Here is a 24,580-nt window from a genome sequence, read left to right on the forward strand (position 1 = left end):
ACAAAAAAGCCCATCACAGGATGGGCTTCTTATTATCTAATTTTCTTAGACAAGCTAACGATTATTCAACCGTAACCGCTTTCGCTAGGTTACGAGGTTGGTCAACATCGGTACCTTTGATTAGTGCTACGTGGTAAGACAACAGTTGCATCGGTACTGTGTAGTAGATAGGTGCTGTTACTTCACTTACGTGAGGCATCTTGATGATCTTCATGTTCTCATCGCTTTCAAAGCCTGCATCTTCATCTGCGAATACGTAAAGTAGACCGCCACGAGCACGTACTTCTTCAACGTTTGATTTCAGCTTCTCTAGTAAGTCGTTGCTTGGTGCAATAACGACTACAGGCATATCTGCATCGATAAGAGCCAAAGGACCGTGCTTAAGCTCACCAGCCGCGTATGCTTCTGCGTGAATGTAAGAGATCTCTTTCAGCTTAAGAGACGCTTCCATCGCGATTGGGTAGAACTCACCACGACCCAAGAACAGTGTGTGGTGCTTATCTGCAAAATCAGGTGCTAGCGCTTCGATCTCTTTATCAAACGCTAATGCTTTCTCGATATCAGCAGGCAGTTGATGCAGTGCTTGAACGATTTCAGCTTCTTTCTCTTCATTGATGCGACCTTGTAGACGACCAATTGAAGTTACCATCATCAGCATTGCCGCTAGCTGTGTTGTGAAGGCTTTAGTTGAAGCTACGCCGATCTCTGTTCCTGCGCGAGTCATAAAGGCAAAATCAGATTCACGAACTAGCGAAGAACCTGCAACGTTACAGATAGTCATTGCTGACATGTAACCCTTCTCTTTTGCAAGACGAAGTGCAGCAAGCGTATCAGCCGTTTCACCAGACTGAGACAGAGTCACCAATAAGCTGTTCGGGCGAACAACAAAATCACGGTAACGGAATTCAGAAGCAATCTCTACGTCACAGCTTACGCCTGCTAGAGACTCAAACCAGTAACGAGCTGCCATGCCTGAGTTGTAAGACGTACCACATGCGATGATCTGCACGTGTTCTACTTTGCTTAGGATCTCTTCAGCTTTAACACCGATTGCATTAGTGATAACCGAAGTGTCAGAGATACGGCCTTCCATTGTGTTGATCAGCGCTGTTGGCTGCTCAAAGATCTCTTTCTGCATGAAGTGACGGTATTGACCTTTGTCACCTGCATCGTGTTCTGCGTTTGATTCAACGATTTCACGCTCAACACGCTCGCCCGCCACATCAAATACTGTTACATCACGACGAGTCACCTCAGCAACATCACCTTCTTCTAAGTACATGAAACGACGAGTTACGCTTAACAGTGCAAGTTGGTCAGAGGCTAGGAAATTCTCGCCCACACCAAAACCGATAACGATTGGGCTACCAGAACGAGCAACAACGATACGGCTAGGATCTTTACGATCAACCGCCACTGTGCCGTATGCACCGTCTAATTGTTTTGCTGTTTTTTGCAGAGCTTCAACCAAAGAAGCTGACGTACGAAGTTCCCACTCAACAAGATGAGCGATAACTTCGGTATCTGTTTGTGAAGTAAACACGTAGCCACGCTCTTGCAGCAGAGCGCGCAGTGTTTCGTGGTTTTCGATAATGCCATTGTGTACAACGGCAATATCGCCCGACATGTGTGGGTGTGCGTTTGCTTCAGAAGGCTCACCATGTGTCGCCCAACGTGTATGAGCGATACCAGTACCGCCAATGACATGTTGTTGATCGACGGCGTCTGCTAGCTCTTGTACTTTACCAAGGCGGCGTACACGAGTTAGGTTAGATTCGCTATCAACTACAGCGACACCCGCTGAATCGTAGCCTCGGTATTCTAGGCGGCGAAGGCCTTCTACTAAAATTTCGGCTACATCACGCTGTGCTACTGCACCAACAATTCCACACATAGTTTCACTCCATCAATTTCGTTTTATTCCTATTGGCAGCAAGCAAAGGCCAGATCTTTATTAAGATCAATTATAGGAAGGTAAATGCATAATACTTAAATTTGTTTTTACGCTGGATCGGTCAGGATCACTCGAACATCATGTGATTCGATACTTGCTTTAGATTCTTCGCCTAAGTCTGTATCGGTAATTAAGATGTCAATGTGTTCCCATGCCAGCTCTAAGTTCGGGATCTTTCGTCCCACCTTTTCCGACTCAACCATCACGATCACTTCTCGTGACACTTCAGCCATTACTTTACTTAGGCCAACCAATTCATTGAACGTAGTTGTGCCTCTATCAAGGTCGATACCATCAGCCCCGATAAATAGTTGATCAAAATCGTAAGCTCGAAGTACTGATTCTGCGACTTTGCCTTGAAAAGAATCCGAATGGGTATCCCAAGTGCCGCCGGTCATTAGCAGTGTTGGTTCGCTTTCCAACTCATTAAGTGCATTAGCAACATGCAACGAGTTGGTCATTACAACCAAACCACGTTTGCTATTGAGCTGCTGAATTAGCGCTCCTGTCGTGCTACCGCTATCGATCACAATGCGATTATGGTCGCGAATTAAATCTGCAGCGGCTTTCGCTAATGAAATCTTTCGAGTCGAAACTTGTGGACCCAGTTCTTCGTTCACAACCTCTTTCGGTAATGAAATCGCACCACCATAACGGCGCAAAAGCTGACCGTTTTTCTCTAAAGACGCTAAGTCCTTTCTAATCGTGACCTCTGAGGTTTCGAATTTAGCGGATAGTTCATCAACACTAACCTCCCCCTTTTCATTAACGAGGTTAGAAATAGCATGTCTTCTGAGCTGGGTGTTTCGTTTCGACATTTAAAAAAGGCCAGTAAGTTTCGATTTGAAACATATTATAGTTACAACGAAACTATTTAGTCCATTTATTTTGATCCAAAAAATTAATAAATAGCGATAAAACCTTGTCCTAAGACAATTGTTAAGCAGTGATATTGAACTGATTAGGTGGTAGAATCCGCACCCGAAAAGAAAAAAAATTACAAAACTGACTGTTATTTTTTTGCAACTTACCTCTTATATAGTGGGGTAAGTCACATAAAACCGATATTGAATCAAAATCTTTTGGTCATAAAATGACTAAAATTGATGAAAGACTTACAACTCTGAAGGACATATTGGAAGTCCCGCGCTTTTACACAACAGGCACAAAATGTTGATGTAGCGGACCAATCTTCAGACCTTAAATAAATTTCAAATTGTAACAATACTTACCGGAGAGTACCTTCCATGAAAAAGACCAAAATCGTATGTACGATTGGCCCTAAAACTGAATCTGTAGAGAAGCTAACTGAACTAGTAGATGCTGGCATGAACGTTATGCGTCTTAACTTCTCTCACGGTGACTTCGCAGAACACGGCACTCGTATCGCGAACTTCCGTACAGTAATGGAAAAAAAAGGTGAGCAACTTGCTATCCTTCTAGATACTAAAGGTCCAGAAATCCGTACTATCAAACTTGAAGATGGTAACGACGTAGATCTAGTAGCTGGTCAAGAGTTCACTTTCACAACTGACGCAACAGTTGTTGGTAACAAAGACGTAGTAGCAGTAACTTACCTAGGTTTCGCTAAAGACCTAACTGCTGGTAACACTATCCTTGTTGATGACGGCCTAATCGAAATGGAAGTTATCGCAACAACAGAAACTGAAGTTAAGTGTAAAGTTCTTAACAACGGTGCTCTAGGCGAAAACAAAGGTGTTAACCTTCCTGGCGTTTCTGTTCAACTTCCAGCTCTTTCTGAGAAAGACAAAGCTGACCTTAAGTTTGGTTGTGAGCAAGGCGTTGATTTCGTAGCTGCTTCTTTCATCCGTAAAGAAGACGACGTTAAAGAAATCCGTGAGCTTCTAAACGCTAACGGCGGCGAGAACATCCACATCATTTCTAAGATTGAAAACCAAGAAGGTGTAGATAACTTCGATTCAATCCTTGAAGCTTCTGACGGCATCATGGTTGCTCGTGGTGACCTAGGTGTTGAAATCCCAGCTGAAGAAGTAATCTTCGCTCAGAAGATGATGATCGAGAAGTGTAACCGCGCACGTAAGATGGTTATCACTGCAACTCAAATGCTTGACTCTATGATCAGCAACCCACGTCCAACTCGTGCTGAAGCGGGTGACGTTGCGAACGCAATCATGGATGGTACTGATGCAGTAATGCTTTCTGGTGAAACTGCTAAAGGTAAGTACCCAGTTGAAGCTGTAACTATCATGGCTCAAATCGCGAACCGCACTGATTCAGCTCTTAAAGCTGAGCTAGGTTCTCGTCTAGACAGCCCACGTCTACGCATTACTGAAGCAGTATGTAAAGGTGCGGTAGACACAGCAGAGAAGCTAGCGGCTCCTCTAATCGTTGTTGCAACTGAAGGCGGTAAGTCTGCACGTTCAGTACGTAAGTACTTCCCAACTGCAAACATCCTTGCTCTAACAACTAACGAAAAGACAGCTGCACAGCTAGTTCTTACTAAAGGTGTTAAACCAGTTCTTGTTGACTCTATCGAGAACACAGACACGTTTTACATCAACGGTAAAGAAATCGCTCTACAATCTGGCCTAGGTAACAAAGGCGACATCGTAGTTATGGTTTCTGGTGCTCTAGTAGCTTCTGGTACTACAAACACGGCATCTGTTCACGTTCTATAAGAATGAACCGATACGCATAAAATATAAAAGAGGGCTTCGGCCCTCTTTTTTTATGAAACAAATCTTGCCTAACTTTTCAGTACGCTGTATTATCAATCACAGTAGAATCACGTACTGTTAACTTCCATGGGCTCTTTCTAAGAGACGGATTAGCAGACTAGAATCAAATATGCATGAGGTTTGTAATGTCTAGTCCTACGCTCACAGACAAAGTATCAAAGATGATTCGCCAAGATATTCTCAATGGTGAGTTAACCCCTGGCCAAAAACTCGTTGTTGCTGATCTAAAAGCACGATACAACGTAGGCGCATCTCCAATTCGTGAAGCCTTAGTGCAGTTATCTTGGAGTAAATACGTAAAGCTAGAGCCACAGAAAGGCTGCTGGGTATCTCCAGTATCAAAGAAAGAACTCAATGACCTATACGAAAGCCTTCGACTGGTCTCTTCCGTTCTGCTTAAAAAAGCGATCTCAGCTGGCGATGAAAGCTGGGAATTAGAAGTGTTGACCTCTTACCACAAACTATCACGCCTTCAGAACGTAGAAGAAGAATTTGATTCTGTTGAATGGGAAGAACGCCACCAACAATTCCATGTCGCGTTGCTTGAAGGTGCTGATTCAGAGAACATGTTTAAGTTCTTTGATGAACTTATTAACCAAGTTAAACGTTACCGCTTCTTAGCAATGTCAGCTGAAACAGCATCTGATGATCTGTTCAATATTGATGAGCACGAAATGATCATGAAGCTAGTACTCTCTAAGAATGCAGAACAAGCAACAGAGTTACTTGATCAACATTTACTAGGTTCAATGAAACGAATTGAAGAAGTTATCGAAGCGGCATAACGCTCAAGTAATTTCTTACCAAATAAAAACGGAGCCCAACGGCTCCGTTTTTTGTTTCCAGTATCACGACTGAACTACCACCCAAAAAACTCTTTGTGATGAGTATTGAGCAGTACAACCATAGGTAAAAAATACAGTGCACTCAGTTGAAAGCCAAGAATGACCAATGTGCCTATGGTTAACCTCACTAAAAAATCGACAAACATACCACGCCTCTTTTAACCAGACAGTATGATCCCCAAACTCTTGCTACAGCTAACCTAATTCTACTGCTATCTCTCAAGCCATTGATAAGGCGAGCTAACCAGCTGAATTAAGTTAACGGTGTCATCCCTTTTATATCGGGTAAACACTCTGTTTATTGGTTCGCTTAACACGACGCAACCTGAAGCAAGGTAGTTTACTTATTGTTTATTTTAGCTCAAATTTCCATCAGCATTAGACTTTAGTCTAACCACACAAGACTTGTGACATAGATCGCCTCAAAAGTGAGATTCCTATTATAGATGTTGAAAGGAATAGCTGAAGGCTAGCTTTAAAAGATACGAAGCGAGGAAGATGGCTTGATAGGAAAGTGGTTAGTCACTTAAAACGTAAATCTATTTAAGGGCTAAGTCTGTTGAAAGCTAAGTAAACAGTGAAAGCCAAGTGAAATATTAAAAACTAATCGAGTAATGAAAGATTAAGCGACATCAGCATGACTAGGGCACATAGAGACGGTATTGCGCCCAGACGATTTAGATTCGTAGAGCCCAACATCGGCACATTTGTATGAGCGAGTGCTGTTGCTTGTCAAATCAGTGAAACCGACACTCACCGTCACTTTAGTCCCTGAGGATAGCTCTATTTCTATTCGTAATCGATCCAACACACGTTTCGCTTCCGGCAGTGAGGTGTGTGGCATCAGTAATGCAAACTCCTCACCCCCTACGCGAGCAACAAAATCAGTACTGCGTAGGCTGTCTTGTAGAAGCCTTGCAACACTTGCAATCACCCGGTCGCCTTCATCGTGGCCCAGTTCGTCATTGATTCGTTTGAAGTTATCAATATCGACTAAAGCTAAGCAAGTGGTCGCTTCATTAGGGTAACGCTCGACCAAGCGAGAATAATACGCGAGCTGCTCTTCGAACTTGCGGCGGTTCCAAAGGTTACTCAAAGAATCTCGTTCACTTAAGATCCTCAAACGCACCTCAAGCTCCTTCCTAACAGAAATATCAACCAAGGACGTAATATAGTAACTGATCTTTCCAGAACGATTCTTAACAGCTTGTACTCGCATGATGACGGTGAAAGGGATACGTAACTTGTTCTTACACAGGACTTCCCCTTCCCATACTTCTTCTTGCTCTAAATGTTGCCAGATTGAATCGCTAGAGAGTGCCTGCTCGGTACTTTCAAGCAACAGCTGTAATGCATTTTGACCGATAACTTGAGTTTTGCAGTACCCCGTCATGTTCTCAAACTCGTTGTTGATCATCATAGTACGATGCTGCTTATCAGAGATCATGACGGCCGACATGCCGCTCAATGCGGCGCGTGCCAACTTACTTTCTAGACTTCGACGTCGGTAATGAGTCACTAAATAAGCAAACGGAAACGCAAAAATCAGTACCGTTAACAACACAAACACTTCTTCTTGAGAGAGGTCACTTAAGCTCGGTTCAGCTCGATCCATCAGTTGTTTCTGATTAAGTTGAATCAGTAAATGGACCTTTTGATTATTCGCGAGCATCACCGTGTTAAACGCAAACAAATTGCCATCTTCAAAAACTTGCCCCACCTGATCATTAGAGATCGCTTCCCATGCCTTTGGTGCGATGTTTTTCAGGTTGTAGCCTTTTCTTTCTGGAATAGAATCGCCAAACAGCTTACCGCTATGGTTACTCGCTATGTAATAACCCGCTTCATTAAGAACTTCTGCTCTAAGATCATTATCAGGTGAAAAACTAAGACGCGACGATAAACCCCATACATCGAGATTAATAACAAGGTAGCCCACTCTTTTCTCAGGTGTTTCTACGGGGGTAAAGACACGAATTACCGGCATATAAGGGAAGGTGATCTCACCATGTTCCATTTCAAGCTCAATGCCCCAGCCGCCAATTTGTTCAGCTTCTAGTTTTTGGGCGTATTGAAAATAGCTCGAGTCAGATTTATCTTGAAGCTGTTGCGGTACCGTTATGTGGCCTGAATCAGCGGAGTAGTTCACACGAACCAGCTCTTTACCCGAGATATCTAGCAGGTGGATCTGTGTATACCATTTCTGATTAACAAGGACAGACTGCCAAACCTCTTCAAGTAGATCTTTGGTTTGGTCAGAGGGAGAAGAGGCAAAGTTAACCAAGCTTTGGCTGTGGCTCAACAGGCCCATTACGGAAACTAATTGAGTCTTAAGAAGCTCGTAGTCTCGCTTGGCGTACACCAATTGATGGACGGCTTGCTTGGCCGAGTAGTCAAAACTCTGCTGCTTCACTTCTTTATATCGCTGCAAGTAATATAGAGCGACAGCTGAACAGAGTGTGATTGAGATGATTAGTAATGTAATTATTGATTTTTTATTTCGCATTACTAGCTCAGGAAGAAAAAGAGAGCGCAAGATTATAGCACTCTAGGAAATTAACAAAATAAAAGCCGCTTAAAAAAGCGGCTTTAAAACTATTTTTTAAATACTTCTTGTTTAGGCTTTTAACGCTCGTTCACCACGTGCGATGCCAACAACCCCACTTCGAGCCACTTCAAGTACTTCCGTTACTTCAGATAATGCCTGAATGAAAGCATCCAGCTTCTCGCTAGTACCGGCCATTTGAACCGTATATTGCGAAGCCGTTACATCAACGATTTGGCCACGGAAGATATCCGCGGTGCGCTTCACTTCGGCGCGAGCAAAGCCGCTAGCGCGTACTTTTACCATCAATAGTTCACGCTCGATATGCTCAAGCTCAGACACTTCTTGTACCTTAAGTACGTCGATTAACTTGTGTAGCTGTTTTTGGATCTGCTCAAGCTGCATTTCGCTCGAGTTAGTGGTGACATTCAGACGAGAAAGCGTTGGATCATCCGTAGGAGATACATTCAAAGACTCGATGTTGTAGCCACGCTGAGAAAACAAGCCAACCACTCGAGAAAGTGCACCTGGTTGGTTTTCCATTAATAGTGAAAGGATGTGTCTCATATTATGTTCTCTCCGTTTTGCTTAGCCACATGTTATCCATACCCTCGCCTTTGATCTGCATTGGGTATACGTGCTCGGTGTCATCCACACTGATATCGACAAATACCAAACGGTCTTTCATCGCCAGTGCTTTTTCCAAACCTGATTCCAGTTCATCCGGAGACGAAATACGCATGCCAACGTGGCCATAAGCCTCAGCAATCGCAGCAAAATCAGGAACAGAGTCCATATATGAATTAGAGTAACGACCTTGATAAACAATGTCTTGCCACTGTTTGACCATGCCTAAGAAACGGTTGTTAAGGTTAATAATCTTAACGGGAATATTGTATTGCAGCGCAGTCGACAGCTCTTGGATATTCATTTGAATACTGCCGTCACCAGTAACAATCACAACTTCTTCATCTGGTTTCGCAAACTTAACGCCCATACCAGCAGGTAAGCCAAAGCCCATAGTGCCTAGACCACCAGAGTTAATCCAACGGCGTGGCTTGTCAAACGGGTAGTACAAAGCAGCAAACATTTGGTGTTGGCCTACATCAGAAGCAACATAGGCATCGCCATTGGTTACTTTATGAAGTGTTTCAATAACTTGTTGTGGCTTAATACGACCAGACGTTTTGTCATACGCTAAGCAGTCACGTTCTTGCCACTGTTTAATTTCACTCCACCAGCTTTCCATCGCGTCAGCATCGTTAGTTCCACCTTGCTCAATAAGCAGGTTAACCATGCTCTCTAGTACTTTTTCCGCGGAACCTACAATCGGTAGATCCACTTTAACGTTCTTAGAGATAGAAGATGGATCGATATCAATGTGCATGATCTTCGCATCAGGGCAGTACTTATCTAGGTTATTGGTGGTTCGATCATCGAAACGTACGCCAATACCAAAGATCAAGTCCGCATTGTGCATCGCCATATTGGCTTCATACAAACCATGCATGCCCAACATACCCAAAGAGTTTTTATGGGTACCAGGGAAAGCGCCAAGCCCCATTAGGGTGCTTACCACAGGTAAATTCAGTGCCTCTGCTAATTTTAACAGCGGCTTATCTGCCTCAGAAATAACCGCACCACCACCGACATAAAGTACCGGTTTCTTCGCTTCAAGAAGGGCTTTTAGCGCCTTTTTGATCTGACCTTTATGACCCGTAACCGTTGGGTTATATGAACGCATTTTGATCGTTTCTGGGTATTCATAAGGAAGCTTGATTTGTGGGTTTAAGATGTCTTTTGGCAGATCAATAACCACAGGACCAGGACGTCCTGTCGTTGAAATATAGAATGCTTTTTTAACGACTTCAGGGATATCTTCCGCTTTCTTAACGAGGAAGCTGTGTTTAACAATCGGACGGGATACACCCACGATGTCACACTCTTGGAAGGCGTCATTACCAATTAAGCTATTTGGTACGTTACCAGAAATAACTATCATTGGAATTGAGTCCATGTAGGCTGTGGCAATACCAGTAACGGTATTGGTCGCACCTGGACCAGAACACACAAGTACTACGCCCGGCTTACCGGTAGAACGAGTATAGCCATCTGCCATATGGGTAGCGGCTTGTTCGTGTCGTACTAATACGTGTTTAATTTCAGCAGTTTTAGCATGCAGCGCATCATAGATATCAAGTACAGAACCACCTGGGTAACCAAAGATTTGTTCTACACCCTCTTCTATTAGAGACTGCACCACCATCTCAGCGCCGGATAACATTTCAGCGCCGAATGACATGGCTGTTTCAGGTTTTGTTGTCATATTGCTCTCCTCACCAGTTTCCAACCATATTTGGTGAACATGTTGGGCTGGTTTTTCATAGTCTAGGGCTTATTCGTAGCCTAATTCGAAATACTTCCACTTTTTCGGCTATGGCTGTCTGTCGTGATAACAACAAACAGTAATACGAAACAACTTTAACGCTTTATTATCATCTGGTCTAACACCTGTTATCCGATAATTACGTCAAAAAACCAACTATTAGCTGAAAGCATTAAATAAAACCCAAACCAAACCCAATAGTTAGATTTAAAAACCAATTAACACCTAAAAAAAAGAGCTTAATATTCAAATGAATCACGGTTTATCGATTAATTACGCCCTTATTGGTGTGCGCTTTCGCACATTGTGCTGTGTCGGCAGGCATAAAAAATCCCCCTAAAAATGCAATCACATTCGTAGGGGGATTTTTAAACAACTGAAAATTTATCTAAGCAGAAAACTACTTATCTTTAGGCTTTTCATTGTACATTTCTTCGATTTCATCTTGATACTTATCGTTGATAACTTTACGACGCAATTTTTGAGTAGGTGTCAGTTCGCCATCATCCATAGAAAATGCTTTTGGCAGCAACTTGAATTTCTTCACTTGCTCAAACTTAGCCAACTCTTTCTGTAAGTCATTCACGCGCTTCTCTAGCATCTCAACAATCTGGTGATGTTTAACAAGCTCAACACGGTCGTGATACTTGATATTCAGCTCTTTGGCATACTCTTCTAGCGAGTCATAACAAGGAACGATCAGCGCAGAAACGAATTTGCGCGTATCAGCGATAACGGCAATCTGTTCGATAAAGTGATCTTTACCAATCGCGCCTTCAACCACTTGCGGTGCAATGTACTTACCGCCAGAGGTCTTCATCAATTCTTTAATACGATCAGTAATGAACAGGTTACCATTTTCATCAAAATGTCCCGCATCACCAGTCTTTAGGAAACCGTGCTCGTCAAATGTCTTAGCGGTCTCTTCGGGCATCTTGTAGTAGCCACGCATCACCATTGGACCACGAACAAGAATCTCGTCCTTCGCACCAATTTTTACTTCTGCGCCCGGCATCGACATACCAATCGAATCAGGGTTAAAACAGCGGTCATCCCAGCACGATACTGTTGCCGTGGTTTCTGTCATGCCGTAGCCAAGTTTTACGTTGATACCAATCGCGTGGAAGAAGCGACCAATGGTTTCATCAAGCTTCGCACCACCACATGGCATAAAGTTAATGTTTCCGCCTAACAGAGCTCGCAGTTTAGATAACACAAGCTTATCGGCAAGCGCATGGCTCTTCTTCAGCATGAATGATGGAGTACGACCTTCTTGGTGACAAACAGAAAGCTTCGCTCCCATATTTACCGCCCAAGTAAACAGCACTTTACGGATAAACGGTGCTTTAGATACCTTCTCGTGAATCGCTGAGAAAATCTTCTCGTAGAAACGGGGAACTGCACACATTACTGTCGGTTTCACATCGCTTAGAGCATCACGTACTTGCATCGTGTCTTGCAGGTAACAGTTGGTTGCACCTTTATAAAGGGCATAGAAAGTCCAAGCGCGCTCAAATACGTGTGACAAAGGTAAGAAACACAGTGATACGTCATCTTTAGTTAAGCTAAGACGTTCATCGTGACCTTTCAATTGATAGCCAATATTAGTGTAATCAAGCATCACACCTTTTGGTTGGCCTGTCGTGCCAGAGGTATAGATAAGGGTCAGTAAGTCATCCATGTTTGCATCAGCTAAGCGAACGTCAAGTTCCGCTTGTTGAGCTTCAACACCACGAGCCATGAAGTCCTGCCATGAAACAGCAAAACTATATTCTTGAGTGTCGATATCAGCAGACATCGCCACAACAACTTCTAGCTGTTCACACTCTTCAAAAAGGCTAACCGCCGCATCAAATTGAGCTTGCTCGCCAACGAATAAGATCTTCACATCTGCATTTTGGATAATGTAAGAAGACTGCGCCGCTGTGTTGGTTGGGTAGATTGGTACCGTTACAAGACGGGCTTGTAAAGATGCAAAATCTGCCACAGTCCACTGAGGCATATTGTTCGAAAAGATGCCTATCTTATCCTGAACTCTCAGTCCGTGAGCCAACAGTGCTAACGAAAGCGTATCGATCTGTTGTCCAAACTGTTCCCAGCTAATACCTTGCCATACATTGTCGACTTTATGCTTCAAAGCTGTACGGTTGCCACCTTGGGCAATTTGGTCACGAAGTCTTTTTACGATATGAAAATCTAAATTGGCCATCTCTTTACCTTTGGCTTACACCTGTAAGCTTTTTTGAGCGCACAAGTGTACCTCTGATCATGGAAAAGGCAACTGATGAAGCTCAAAGTTATAAGTAATAGTACGTCTCACGCTAAGTTTTCTATCAACAAAAATAGCAGGTACAAAAAAGCCCTAAGCCAGACTCCCAGCTTAGGGCTTATAAATCATAGGGATTAGTGCTTAGTTAAGCGCCACTACTTCGCCACAGATCATCATTAACTGATCTCGTAACCAAATGTGTCCTTTGTCCTTTTCACTTGATTCGTGCCAGCTTAGGAAGCCAGAAATTGCCGCATTATCGAATGGGAAATCTAGAATCTGAAGCTGATCTTTGTTCGCGGCATGCTCAACCATCCAACGAGGTGCAATAGTCACAAGCTCAGATTGACCAACAACGTAAAGTACGTTGCTTAAGCTCGTACCTTCGTAGAAAGGCGTGCAATCTAGGTCACGGTAAGCTTGCTCTGAGAAACTGCGTTGACCATGGATGCGAGACAGTTTTGCGTGCTTTTCGTTAAGCAGCTCTGCCGCTGAAACTTCACCGTTGATACGTGGGTGAGAAGCAGAAGCAACAACAACTAATTCGTCTTGGAAGATCTCGGTGCTTGAAAAGCCCTGCTCATCAAAACGAGCGTAATCAATAACGAAGTCGATTTCTTGGTAGCGCATACGCTCAGAAAGTTGACGATCGAATTCTGCATCCATGTGCAGTTTAACGCTAGGTGCTTGGTCGTTGATTGTCGACATGATCTTAGGTGCAAAACGCATGTCACAAGGGCTACAAATCGCAAGCTTGAACAGACGAGAGGACGACTCTGGAGAGAACACAGAACTTGGCAGTTCATTGCGTACTAACTGTAGTGCTTGGCGGATTGGACCAAACAACTGACGAGCACGTTGAGTCGGCTGAATACCACGACCTTGACGCATGAATAGTTCGTCGTTAAACATCACTTTTAGACGAGCAACAGCGTTACTTACAGCAGGCTGAGACATACCCAGATTATGAGCTGCACGTGTAATGTTTTGCTCTTGCATAACTGCATCAAATACAGTCAAAAGATTTAAGTCGACTCCACGAAGTGTGCTTTCCATTCTGTAGCTTGCAATAGCACTCATTGCGTCTTTTTTCTCTAACATTCAAGTTGCCTCTTGTCGGTTCGACAGCGTTAAATTGGTAATGGTATAGGAATAGATAACCACTAATTCTTATATTTATCAGACCGATGTTTTTCGGATTACCATTACTATTAACCAATAAATCTCGAGCTACCAACAAGATTGATAAAGAATAATTTTATTTTACCTTAATGATTAAATAACATCTAAAAATCAATTATTTATAGAGTTATAAAAAAACATAAAATGCATCACTTATGAGTTTCATTTCGACTTATTTAGCTGTTCTATCGTTTGGTTACATTTGTTACAATTTATTGAACTCATGAATTGTTTGAGTGGTTGATTCAGAAATAACACTTATGAGTTAAGTGAGCGATGCATAACTAGGAAAATCTACCTTGTCCCAAAGTTGCTTTCTTAAGTCATCTTGGTTGGACCAATTGCCCGCTAACACCCACTCAACAAGTGCACTTGCCACGTCGGGATAAGTAACCACTTCGGCCTGCTTTTCACCGAGCCAACCACGCAAGGTAGCCGCATCTAAAAAGCTCATGGTTTGAGCCAACCCGAGCGCTTCAAGCGTCGCAACATTACTCTGTTGTTCGAACTGCCCCTCAAGTGGTTTGAGAAGCAATTTCTTGCCCAAGGTTAGGGCTTCCGATGGCAATTCAAAACCGCCATTAGCCACTACACCAGAGCATTGATTGAGGTCGAATTGGAAGCCGGTATGACTCAGTGGTTTGAACTCAATATTTTCGACTCGACGGTGCTCAATGACATTCGGGTGATAACAGACAAAGTTGTGCGAAATAAACTTCATCAACAGCTCCGAGATCGACTCAAGATCCTCAAACGGCAAATAGACCAACGTAAAGTCTTGTGCTGTTTTGGTTTGTTGATCACCAGCCAGCGTGTGAACGATAGGCGGCAGTATTGGTTGTTCAAAGTGATACCAATGCAAACCAATCGAATGCTCAGTTGGGGCGAAATGTTGAATCACCGAATGTTCAATCCAGTTGCCCCCTTCTTTGGGTACATCGTAGCGGAACGCATTCTGGTGGCTTATGCCAATGCATGGCACACCTTGCCTCTTAGCTGCCCATGCAGTCACAGGTTCAAAGTCATTCAACACTAAGTCATAAGGCGTCAAATCGATCTGATTAATCTCACTGAGAAATCGCCAGATGTTGTTCTTGATGAATGTCTTGCCGTATTTAACCTGCCCCTGCTCGCTGTAAAAAGTTAAGCCGCTGCGGGTCTGATAATTACCAAACGCTTCCATCGAGAAGTACTTGCTCTCGTCTCGCCCAGAGAACAGAAAGTCGACATCGATATTTTGCTGACGAAAAGCCACAGCCATTGCCCTCGCTCGAGCGATGTGCCCATTCCCTGTGCCTTGGACGCCATATAAAATTTTCATGCATGTTCCTTTATGTTTGCCACTTAAGCTCGGCAGTGGTTGTTGCAAAAAAAATGATTACAGGATGAAACTGATAGCAAGGCTAGTACAAGCGATGCCCAAGGCTGCGCCAATCAGTACGTCCGTTAAAAAGTGCACACCAAGTAGGATTCGAGAGCCAGCAATCGCAGCCGCCCAAATCAGGCTAAAGAGATATAAGCTCGGATAGAAATGTCCGATTAGAGTCGCCATAACAAAAGCCGCAGCGGAATGCCCAGAAGGCAGGCTGTATTTATCAGATGGCACAATGTGAGAGTGAAGCAATGAAGAAAATTCAGCTGGCCTGCGGCGCTTGAGGGTATTTTTGGCAAACCAGTAAATAGGTAACTCGATTGCAAAGGCAGTTAAGCCCACCAAAAGAAAATCTCGTCCGGTGTTACTGTCAGCCAGTAGTGCAACCAAAGCAATCAAAACGTAAAGGTGTCCATCTCCAGTATGAGACACCGCCTTACTGAGTGTCGCCTGTTGTCCGCTATAACGGCTCTTTAAACAGAAAACAGAAAATGCCACATCCCAGCGGACAATAGGTTCGATAGTACGCATACAATCTCCTTAACAATCCTTATCCAGTTAAGGCTCAAGTTATGCTCCTGAAATGACAGTTAAGTGACGTTTTGAATGAACTAAAATGAATTTTGAGGCGAATTGACCGCTTTCGCTAAGCAAGCTGATGGGGCCTAGAAACTGCCGATAAAAATAAAGCGACCCAAGGCCGCTTTATTCTTCTACGTTTTTATTTCTTTATATAAGCAAGCAAACGCTACTTCTATCGTGTTAATGGTTATAGCGTTCGCTAATGATAATAGCGCTAAAGGCTATAGCACTAAAAGTTATAGCTCTAATGGTTCATGCTTTTTCACTAAACCAAAGTCCGCCAGTATCGCGTAGGCCGCAGGGATCATAAACAGCACCAGTAAGGTCGAGGCAAATATGCCGAACACAATCGAAATAACCAATGGCTGGATAACCTGAGCTTGTAAGCTGGTTTCCGTCAACAGCGGTAGCAAACCTGCCGCTGTCGTCATTGAGGTCAAGAATACCGCACGGAAACGCTCGCGACTGGCTTTCACTACCGAGTCGTGCACGCTATCTCCCTCATCGACATGGTGACGAATGTACTGGACTAACAAGATGGAATCATTAACCACAATCCCGGCAAGCGACACAAAGCCCATCATGCTTGGCATACTCAAAGAGTGCCCAAGTATCCAGTGCCCAACGACCACCCCAATAAAGGCCAGTGGAATGGCTAGCATCACAACCACAGGCTCTAAGTAGCTTCTGAACTGATAGCTAAGAATCGCAAACACACCGAATAAACCAAGCAAGAAGCCTTTACCCATCGAGGCTCCTGTCTTCGCGGCATCTTTAGCCTCCCCTTCAAAATCAAAGCGTAATCCTGGGTATTTTTGAATAAGCTTGGCTGCTTCATCTTTTTGGAACTGAGCCAAAATAGCTGATGAGCTCGCCTTCTTATTATCAATATCACCAAAGATACTGATGGTTCTCAAGCCATCAATACGCTGGATTCGCACGTAGTTACGTTGGAAATCTAATGTCGCCAATGTTGCTAGCGGGATCTGACTGCCATCTGCAGTGATGATTGGGAAGTTAGCCAGTTGCTGTAAATCGCCAGCCTGTTCTTTATCAAGACGCACTTCGATCGAGATGTTCTCAACACCGATTTGAATCTCGTCTGCTGTTTGTCCAAAAAAGGCTGCACGTAACTGAGACGCAATCATCTGCCCATTCACATTGTAGGTTTCAGCTCCAGGGCGAAGTTTAACTAAGATCTCTTCCTTACCCATGCGCATGTCATCAAGCACACCATGCACTCCGTCAAACTGATTGAGGTACTCCTGAATCTCCAGAGAAGCAGACTTCAATTCAGCCAGATCATCATGCTTGGCACGGATCTCGATAGCACGACCGCCCGGCCCCATAGTAGGTTGCTTGAACACTAATGAAATAGGATCAGCCAAATCGCCGATATCCTCTCGCCATGCATTGATGAAATCATCGATAACGGTGTTGCGGCTCTCTGCACCGCGTAAGTCTAGGCGCACAGTGGCTAAGTGTGGGCCTGATTCGTTGGCGTCTGCGTTAGCATTGAATTGGCTGGTGATATGCTCAACCAATTTATTACCGTCCTCAACCTCTTCGCTCCATTGCTCATTCAAACGCTCAGCAGAAGCGACAATTTTGTCTACAACTCTCTCGGTTTGAGACAATGATGCGCCCGGCGGAAGAATGATACGCGCTTCAGCGATGTCTCCATCCAATTCGGGGAAGGGTTGGAACTTAACAGCACCACCCGCAATCAAGGCAATAGAAAGTAACAACAGTGTCAGCACTCCGCCCATAAAGGCATAGCGGAACGTCACGACCTTCTCGACCATGTTCATCAAAGTTGTATTGCGGAAGTTCTCAAATTTTTCAAGCAACACCACTTTGAAGCGCAGCGCTGGCTTGTCATTCTTTTCTTTGTGTAATGAATGAGACAAGTGATTAGGTAGAATCAGGAAGGCTTCAATCAAGCTCAACGAGAGCACTAATATCAATACTTGAGGAACAGCCTTAAGCACCGCACCCATCTCTCCATCGAGGAACAACAAGCTACCGAAAATACACACCGTAGTTAAGAAAGAAGATAAGACTCCGGGAAGCACTTTCTTAACGCCGTTGTACACCGCATCATCAACGTTTTGCCCCCGATCTAAATGGGAGGCTATCGATTCGGCAATCACGATGGCGTCATCCATCATGATACCAATCGCCATTAGCAAGCCAACCAATGACATGATGTTAATCGATAAACCAAGGTTAGCCATTAAGAATAAGCCACCTAGGAAGGCAACCGGTAAGCCAGCCGCAACCCAGAATGAATAGCGTAAACTGAAGAACAGCCACATGGTGGCAAATACCAGCACAATACCTTGCCAGCCATTGCGAACCATCATGGTAAGGCGATCCCACAGCACAGAGGAGAGATCGTTGGTCATTTGTAGCGTCACGCCATCAGGGGCAATCGCGCTCTGATCTTCAACGAAACGCGTCACGTTCTCTTTGATTCGTAACGCATCATCTTCTTTGTTTTTACTGATTTTCAACAGAGCCGATGGCTTTCCATCAAACAACACCTTCTGTTCATCAAGCTCAAAGCGGTCGGTTATTTTTGCAATGTCTCTCAGACGGATCACTGATCCATTAGGCGCAGAGCCAACCACGATGCTTTCCAGCTCAACCGGTGTAATTCGTCTTTCATCAAAACGAATCAGAAAATTCTTGTCTGGTGTTTCAACGTTACCGCTTGGCAGTTTTACATTCTGACGGCCAATCTGGTCTGCGATATCACCGACACTCAAACCCAGTTGGCGAATCGCTTGAGTATCCAGTTCAACGCGGTATTGATGATCAGAGAAGCCGCTAACATCGACCAGTGAAACATCATAATCAAGCTTCATGATACGTTTGAGGTCTTCAGCGTAGGCCTTAAGCTCCGGCCACGACGTTTCTGCTGTGATGGCGATATCAACAACCGGTTCATTCCAATCCAGTTCTTGAACAACAGGCGATTCAATCTCAGTTGGGAAATCATTGATCGAGTTGATTTGAGTTTGCACATCCACCAGCATTCGACCGATATCCGCTTTCTCATTCAACTTCAGGATTAGACGTGCGCTACCTTCGATGGCTTCACACTGAGTCTCTTCAATGTTAGCTAGGCCATCGACGGCATCTTCCATTCGTACACACAAGCTTTCTTCCACTTCTTGTGGTGATGCACCGGGATAAACGATGGCAGCCATAATATAAGGCGGATCATAAGCGGGGAAGGTTTCACGCTTGATGGTTGATAATGAGCTGATACCCATTATCAATAACCCAAGCATCAACAAGTTTGCCGCTGTTGGGTGCCTAGAAAAGAACTTGATCATGACGCACTCTCCTGAGTATCAGATTCAAGCTGAACCTCTTCAGAGTTCGATTCTTTCAATAACATGCCTTCGATAGCTGGCAGGACGTCATTAAGAACCAATTTATCTCCAGTTTGTAGCTCGCCACTCACAACCACTTGGTTATCTCTGCGATAAAGCACTTCAACATTCACCACTTGCAAGCGCTGATTGTCATCCATCAGGTAAACCTTGTCACCGTGCAATGCTCGCTCTGGAACCACCCAACTTAGATTCGCAACACCTTCAATCTCAGCTTTTACAAACATGCCGTTGACCAACGGGGTCGCATTGCTTGGCTGCAGTTGTGAATAGTCTTGAGCGATCTCGAGAATAATCCCTGCTGTCGCTTGGTTTTCATCAACGGTTTCACTAATTCTCGCTACCTTTGCAGGCCAGCTCAGATTCAGACTGCCACTATTCAGTTGAACACTCGCTTTGATCGGTGCTTGGTCAGGGGTTGGAATTCCAGCAGCATCGCGAGGGAATTGAGTAAAACTTGAAGCTAAAGTTTGCATGTCGTGAATAGAAAGTTGTGCCTCAACTTCCATAATATTAATCCCATGAGCAACAAACATCTCTTGCTGAAGGTTAACCACTTGGCTTTGTTCGATATCAACCTGAGCAATTCTCATCGCTCTTGGCAAAATGATGGTGGTCTTATCGAGAGAGCGCTGCGCCTCTTTTACTTTAGACACATTGACCTTTATCACCGCTTCCGCAACGCGTTTTTCATCAGGCATTAAAGCGATTTGGTTCGCGATATCCAACACTAGCTTCTGTTGAGACAGTGCACTTTGTTGTTGCAGGTCGACATCCGATTGAGAAGTCAGCCCTTTCTTACGCAGATCTTGTTTACGTTGTAGCTCTTTGTTGCTGATCACTAAGCGATTCTTTTCGATCTTAAGAGTCTGATTCAGGTTGTCTTCTTCTTGATTCAATTTCGCTAATGAGATTTGGCTTGATTTAAGATCCGCCTCTGCTTGTATCAGTTTCAATTCGTAATCCAATGGATCAACCTTGAGCACGACCGTTCCCGCAGGGATCACCTGACCTTTCTCAAGATCCGGATGACGATAAACGATCTGTCCTGTCACCTCGGCAATCGCTTTCCATTCGACTTTTGGCACAACTTTGCCGAAACCAACCGCCAAAGGCGCGATCAATTGCTGCTCTAGACTTACGGTTTCCACTAAACGAGCTCGGTCACCCGCAGGTTTAGTTGGAAGATCAGGTTTTAAATTAATCGCCGCCACAAGTCCGATGATTCCAACCGCTAGTGCTGGAAAAAAGAGGAGTTTTTTGCTTATTTTCATTATCTTGGTTCCTGCAAGGGTGAAGTGCTCGCTACATTAATAAAGCCTTCGGTCATCAGTTGAATGTTGTGTTCGATTAAACGATTAAGAAATTCTTCATTTAACTCAATGCCATGAATGGCTAACAAAGGGGGTGGGGCAATAAAAGGAAAGACCATCAAGCTTATATACGAAACGCGACACAGTTTCGGATCCATGTTTTGTTTCAAAATGCCCTGCTCAACAAGCTTTTCAAAGATGACATCTTGGGCTGGTTTGGCCACGTCTAAGAAAACCTTTTCTAGTAACTCTCTTTGCACTTCTGAAGGAGGCATATTCATCACCTGAGCTATCAAGCGAGGAAACTTGGGCACCTTGACCATCTCTTTGTAGTAAGTCCGCATTAAATCAAGAAAGTTCTCATGACTGCTCTCTTCAACTAACTTTTGCATTTGTAGCTGCATTGGACGAAGCGTTTCCCGCAGCATCGCCTCAAATAACCCAGCCTTACTGCCAAAGTAATAACGGATCATCGCAATGTTCACACCCGCGCGGTCAGCAATCAGGCGTGTCGAGACCTTGTCGTACGACTGAACGACAAACAGATCACGAGCATGCTCAATCAATAATTGTCGAACATCTAAGTTCTGTTGAGGTCGCCCCGCTTTTCGTGCCGTCATGGCATCAACCTATCTCTATAATTAATCATTCGATTAATTATAGAGATAAACAGACATAACAGTAGAAGATTAATTACTCACTATTTAATCAATTGATTAATTACTTTGGCCACGCTTGTGATTTTTTTGGTGAATCGTTCCATTAAAAAGATTTACTACAAAGTTTTAACCTGCACATCAACCAAACGATAAACTAACCCGCCAATACAAAACCACCAATCAGTCGATCTAGCTAACACTTAAGTAAAAAACAGCACAAACCAAACAAAAACACTGGCAATACACACTGTTATTGGATTTTCTTGTTTGACGCTTAGAATAAATTACGGTAAATATGGTGTTAACAGTTTATTTACGGATATTTGTGTAATGATTTTTTCTTCTTCTCGACTGCTGAAACTTCTCCTTATCGTGAACCAATCGCGCGGGTAAGTTGTGGGTCAAGAACTACACAAATATTAAAACCCGCGCTGAGCGGGTTTTTTTGTAACTGGCACTTTTAAAAGAACATCATTCTTAATAATAATTTGGATAGCAATCGATTCATTATCGATATAAGGAAGCCCCCATGAACGATCAAGTGATAATTTTTGATACGACATTACGTGACGGCGAGCAAGCACTTGCAGCAAGCCTGACAGTAAAAGAGAAGTTACAGATCGCTTATGCTCTTGAGAGACTGGGTGTGGATGTTATTGAAGCTGGCTTCCCTATCTCTTCGCCAGGTGATTTTGAATCGGTTCAAACGATTGCAAAACACATCAAAGGCAGCCGAATTTGTGCGCTTTCTCGTGCGGTAGCGAAAGATATCGACGCCGCAGCAGAAGCACTAAAAGTAGCGGACCAATTCCGTATTCACACCTTCATTTCAACATCGACGGTACACGTACAAGATAAGCTACGTCGCAGCTACGACGATGTCGTTGAAATGGCGGTGAAAGCTGTTAAGCATGCACGTAACTACACCGACGATGTTGAGTTCTCTTGTGAAGATGCAGGTCGTACACCCATCGACAACTTATGCCGAATGGTTGAAGCCGCGATTAACGCAGGCGCTAAAACCATCAATATTCCAGACACCGTTGGCTACACCGTTCCAAACGAGTTTGGTGGCATTATCCAAATGCTATTCAATCGCGTACCAAACATTGATAAAGCCATCATCTCTGTTCACTGTCACGATGATTTAGGTATGTCGGTTGCGAACTCAATTGCTGCTGTGCAAGCGGGCGCTCGTCAAATTGAAGGCACAATCAATGGTATTGGTGAACGTGCTGGTAACTGTTCTCTAGAAGAAATCGCAATGATCATCAAAACTCGCCAAGAGTTGTTAGGTGTTCATACTGGTTTGGATCATAAAGAGATTCACCGCACCAGTAAGTTGGTTAGCCAGCTTTGCCACATGCCAATTCAAGACAATAAAGCTATCGTCGGTGCGAATGCATTTAGCCACTCTTCAGGTATCCACCAAGACGGCATGCTTAAGAACAAAAACACTTACGAGATCATGACACCTGAGTCGATTGGTTTGAAAAACAAAGCATTGAATCTAACAAGCCGTAGTGGCCGTGCGGCAGTTAAGAGCCACATGGACGCAATGGGTTATAAAGATAATGAGTACAACCTAGATTCATTGTACGAAGACTTCTTGAAGCTTGCTGACCGTAAAGGACAAGTCTTCGATTACGACCTTGAAGCATTAATGCACTTCGCGAATCTACGTGACGAAGATGACTTCTATAAACTTAACTACCTAAGCGTACAATCTGGTAGTGTTATGTCTACCACCAGCATCAAGCTGCAATGTGGTGATGAAGAGAAATGCGAAGCGGCTGTCGGCAACGGTCCTGTTGATGCTTTATACCAATGTATTTACCGCTTAACAGGCTACGAAATCGCGTTGGATAAATTCGACCTTACTGCGAAAGGTGAAGGCGAAGATGGCTTAGGTCAAGCGGACATCATTGCTAACTATAAAGGCCGTAAGTACCACGGTACGGGTGTTTCAACGGATATCGTTGAAGCTTCTGGTCAAGCGTTGCTACACGTTATCAATAGCATTCAACGCGCAGACACTATTGCTGAAATGAAGCAGCAAAAATTCGCGACAGTTTAAGACCCCAATAACAGAGCCCTAGAGCCGATGTTGTTGGCTTTAGGGACAAAATTTAAAGCGAGCCAAACCGCTCAGTAACAAGAATTAAAGGATTAACATGACAGATAAATCATACAAAATTGCCGTACTACCTGGTGATGGCATTGGCCCAGAAGTAATGCAACAAGCACACAAAGTGCTAGACGCGATTGAAAAGAAGCACGCAATTAGCTTTTCTCGCGAAGAGTATGATGTTGGTGGTATTGCAATTGATAATCACGGCTGTCCACTTCCAGAAGCGACGGTCACGGGCTGTGAAGAATCTGACGCGGTACTTTTTGGCTCAGTTGGTGGTCCTAAATGGGAACACCTTCCACCAAACGACCAACCAGAGCGTGGTGCCCTACTTCCTCTGCGTAAGCATTTCCAACTGTTCTGTAACCTACGTCCAGCGCAAATCCACAAGGGTTTAGAGTCTTTCTCTCCTTTACGTGCTGATATTTCAGGTAATGGTTTCGACATCGTTGTTGTTCGTGAACTTACGGGCGGTATCTACTTCGGCCAACCTAAAGGTCGTGAAGGCGAAGGCGCAACTGAAAAAGCCTTTGATACTGAGGTTTACCACCGTTACGAAATCGAACGTATTGCAAAGATTGCGTTTGAATCTGCTCGTCTACGTAACAAAAACGTTTACTCAATCGATAAAGCGAACGTTCTACAAAGCTCTATCCTATGGCGTGAAGTGGTTGAAGAAATCGCGAAAGACTACCCAGATGTGAAACTAAGCCACATGTACATCGATAACGCGACCATGCAGCTAATCAAAGATCCATCTCAGTTTGACGTAATGCTATGTTCAAACATCTTCGGTGACATCATCTCTGATGAGTGTGCAATGATCACGGGTTCTATGGGTATGCTTCCTTCTGCAAGCTTGAACGAAAGTAACTTCGGCCTATACGAACCTGCAGGTGGCAGCGCGCCAGATATCGCAGGCAAGAACATCGCGAACCCAGTAGCGCAAATTCTTTCTGCGGCGCTAATGCTTCGTTACAGCCTAGGTGAAGAAGCCGCAGCTCAAGATATCGAAACAGCGGTGTCTAAAGCACTTTCTGCAGGCGAGCTAACCGCTGACCTTGCAGGCAAAAACCAAGCGCTGACTACCTCTGAAATGGGTGACAAGATCGCTGAGTACATCTTAGCTTCATAAGCTAGATGCTTAGATTAGAAGTAAGTACATAAGAATAATATCAAGCCAAGTCAGCTTAAACAGCATGACTTGGCTAGAAACAA

The 24,580-nt window shown here is 44.0% G+C and carries 16 protein-coding genes; 4 read left to right on the forward strand and 12 right to left on the reverse strand.

All coding sequences use genetic code 11. The features are described 5' to 3' along the window. Positions 1-61: 61 nt before the first annotated feature. Both glmS and AC3CHU_RS14145 read right to left on the reverse strand, forming a co-directional pair. Positions 62-1,894 (reverse strand): glutamine--fructose-6-phosphate transaminase (isomerizing), encoded by a 1,833-nt coding sequence (gene glmS / locus AC3CHU_RS14140; RefSeq protein ID WP_004736010.1) that lies wholly within the window; start codon positions 1,892-1,894, stop codon positions 62-64. 107 nt (positions 1,895-2,001) lie between these two features. Further along, positions 2,002-2,772, reverse strand: a complete 771-nt coding sequence (locus tag AC3CHU_RS14145) for a DeoR/GlpR family DNA-binding transcription regulator (RefSeq protein WP_004736011.1) — start codon at positions 2,770-2,772, stop codon at positions 2,002-2,004. A 429-nt stretch (positions 2,773-3,201) separates the two neighbouring features. On the opposite strand from AC3CHU_RS14145, the gene pykF reads away from it, so the two are divergent. Together pykF and AC3CHU_RS14155 are read left to right on the forward strand one after the other, a co-directional pair. Continuing rightward, the gene (gene pykF, locus AC3CHU_RS14150; RefSeq protein WP_054547842.1) at positions 3,202-4,614 is read left to right on the forward strand and encodes a pyruvate kinase PykF; all 1,413 of its coding nucleotides are present in this window, start codon (positions 3,202-3,204) and stop codon (positions 4,612-4,614) included. A 221-nt stretch (positions 4,615-4,835) separates the two neighbouring features. Then, positions 4,836-5,459 (forward strand): GntR family transcriptional regulator, encoded by a 624-nt coding sequence (locus AC3CHU_RS14155; protein WP_004735872.1) that lies wholly within the window; start codon positions 4,836-4,838, stop codon positions 5,457-5,459. Positions 5,460-6,141: 682 nt separating this feature from the next. On the opposite strand, the gene AC3CHU_RS14160 is transcribed toward AC3CHU_RS14155, so the two are convergent. The 10 genes from AC3CHU_RS14160 to AC3CHU_RS14205 all read right to left on the reverse strand — a co-directional run bounded on the left by AC3CHU_RS14160 (position 6,142) and on the right by AC3CHU_RS14205 (position 21,192). Beyond that, positions 6,142-8,025 carry a sensor domain-containing diguanylate cyclase gene (locus AC3CHU_RS14160; RefSeq protein WP_488524771.1) on the reverse strand — a complete coding sequence of 628 codons (1,884 nt, stop codon included), beginning with the start codon at positions 8,023-8,025 and terminating at the stop codon, positions 6,142-6,144. A gap of 111 nt (positions 8,026-8,136) precedes the next feature. Beyond that, a complete protein-coding gene (gene ilvN / locus AC3CHU_RS14165; RefSeq protein ID WP_004735875.1) occupies positions 8,137-8,631 on the reverse strand; it encodes an acetolactate synthase small subunit in 495 nt (164 codons plus the stop codon). Position 8,632: 1 nt separating this feature from the next. Beyond that, complete coding sequence (locus AC3CHU_RS14170; protein WP_488524772.1) at positions 8,633-10,390, reverse strand: acetolactate synthase 3 large subunit; 1,758 nt, start codon at positions 10,388-10,390, stop codon at positions 8,633-8,635. Between the two features lie 460 nt (positions 10,391-10,850). Further along, positions 10,851-12,659, reverse strand: coding sequence for an AMP-dependent synthetase/ligase (locus AC3CHU_RS14175; protein WP_488524773.1), 1,809 nt, complete (start codon positions 12,657-12,659; stop codon positions 10,851-10,853). 201 nt (positions 12,660-12,860) lie between these two features. After that, the gene (leuO, locus tag AC3CHU_RS14180) at positions 12,861-13,820 is read right to left on the reverse strand and encodes a transcriptional regulator LeuO (RefSeq protein WP_004735878.1); all 960 of its coding nucleotides are present in this window, start codon (positions 13,818-13,820) and stop codon (positions 12,861-12,863) included. Positions 13,821-14,166: 346 nt separating this feature from the next. Then, positions 14,167-15,222 (reverse strand): MJ1255/VC2487 family glycosyltransferase, encoded by a 1,056-nt coding sequence (locus AC3CHU_RS14185; RefSeq protein WP_488524774.1) that lies wholly within the window; start codon positions 15,220-15,222, stop codon positions 14,167-14,169. A 57-nt stretch (positions 15,223-15,279) separates the two neighbouring features. Beyond that, positions 15,280-15,804 (reverse strand): phosphatase PAP2 family protein, encoded by a 525-nt coding sequence (locus AC3CHU_RS14190; protein WP_054541387.1) that lies wholly within the window; start codon positions 15,802-15,804, stop codon positions 15,280-15,282. Between the two features lie 287 nt (positions 15,805-16,091). Then, complete coding sequence (locus AC3CHU_RS14195; RefSeq protein ID WP_488524775.1) at positions 16,092-19,199, reverse strand: efflux RND transporter permease subunit; 3,108 nt, start codon at positions 19,197-19,199, stop codon at positions 16,092-16,094. Further along, positions 19,196-20,533 carry an efflux RND transporter periplasmic adaptor subunit gene (locus AC3CHU_RS14200; RefSeq protein WP_488524776.1) on the reverse strand — a complete coding sequence of 446 codons (1,338 nt, stop codon included), beginning with the start codon at positions 20,531-20,533 and terminating at the stop codon, positions 19,196-19,198. Before AC3CHU_RS14200 ends, AC3CHU_RS14195 begins: the two co-directional genes overlap by 4 nt. Continuing rightward, the gene (locus tag AC3CHU_RS14205) at positions 20,533-21,192 is read right to left on the reverse strand and encodes a TetR/AcrR family transcriptional regulator (RefSeq protein WP_488524777.1); all 660 of its coding nucleotides are present in this window, start codon (positions 21,190-21,192) and stop codon (positions 20,533-20,535) included. The genes AC3CHU_RS14200 and AC3CHU_RS14205 overlap by 1 nt, the downstream gene beginning before the upstream one ends. Before the next feature lie 568 nt (positions 21,193-21,760). Between AC3CHU_RS14205 and leuA the strand changes: the two genes are divergently transcribed. Continuing rightward, positions 21,761-23,308, forward strand: coding sequence for a 2-isopropylmalate synthase (gene leuA / locus AC3CHU_RS14210; RefSeq protein WP_341635317.1), 1,548 nt, complete (start codon positions 21,761-21,763; stop codon positions 23,306-23,308). A gap of 97 nt (positions 23,309-23,405) precedes the next feature. Next, positions 23,406-24,497, forward strand: a complete 1,092-nt coding sequence (gene leuB, locus AC3CHU_RS14215) for a 3-isopropylmalate dehydrogenase (protein ID WP_488524778.1) — start codon at positions 23,406-23,408, stop codon at positions 24,495-24,497. Positions 24,498-24,580 lie beyond the last annotated feature (83 nt).

This window comes from Vibrio sp. QJM3NY_39, from assembly GCF_057785895.1.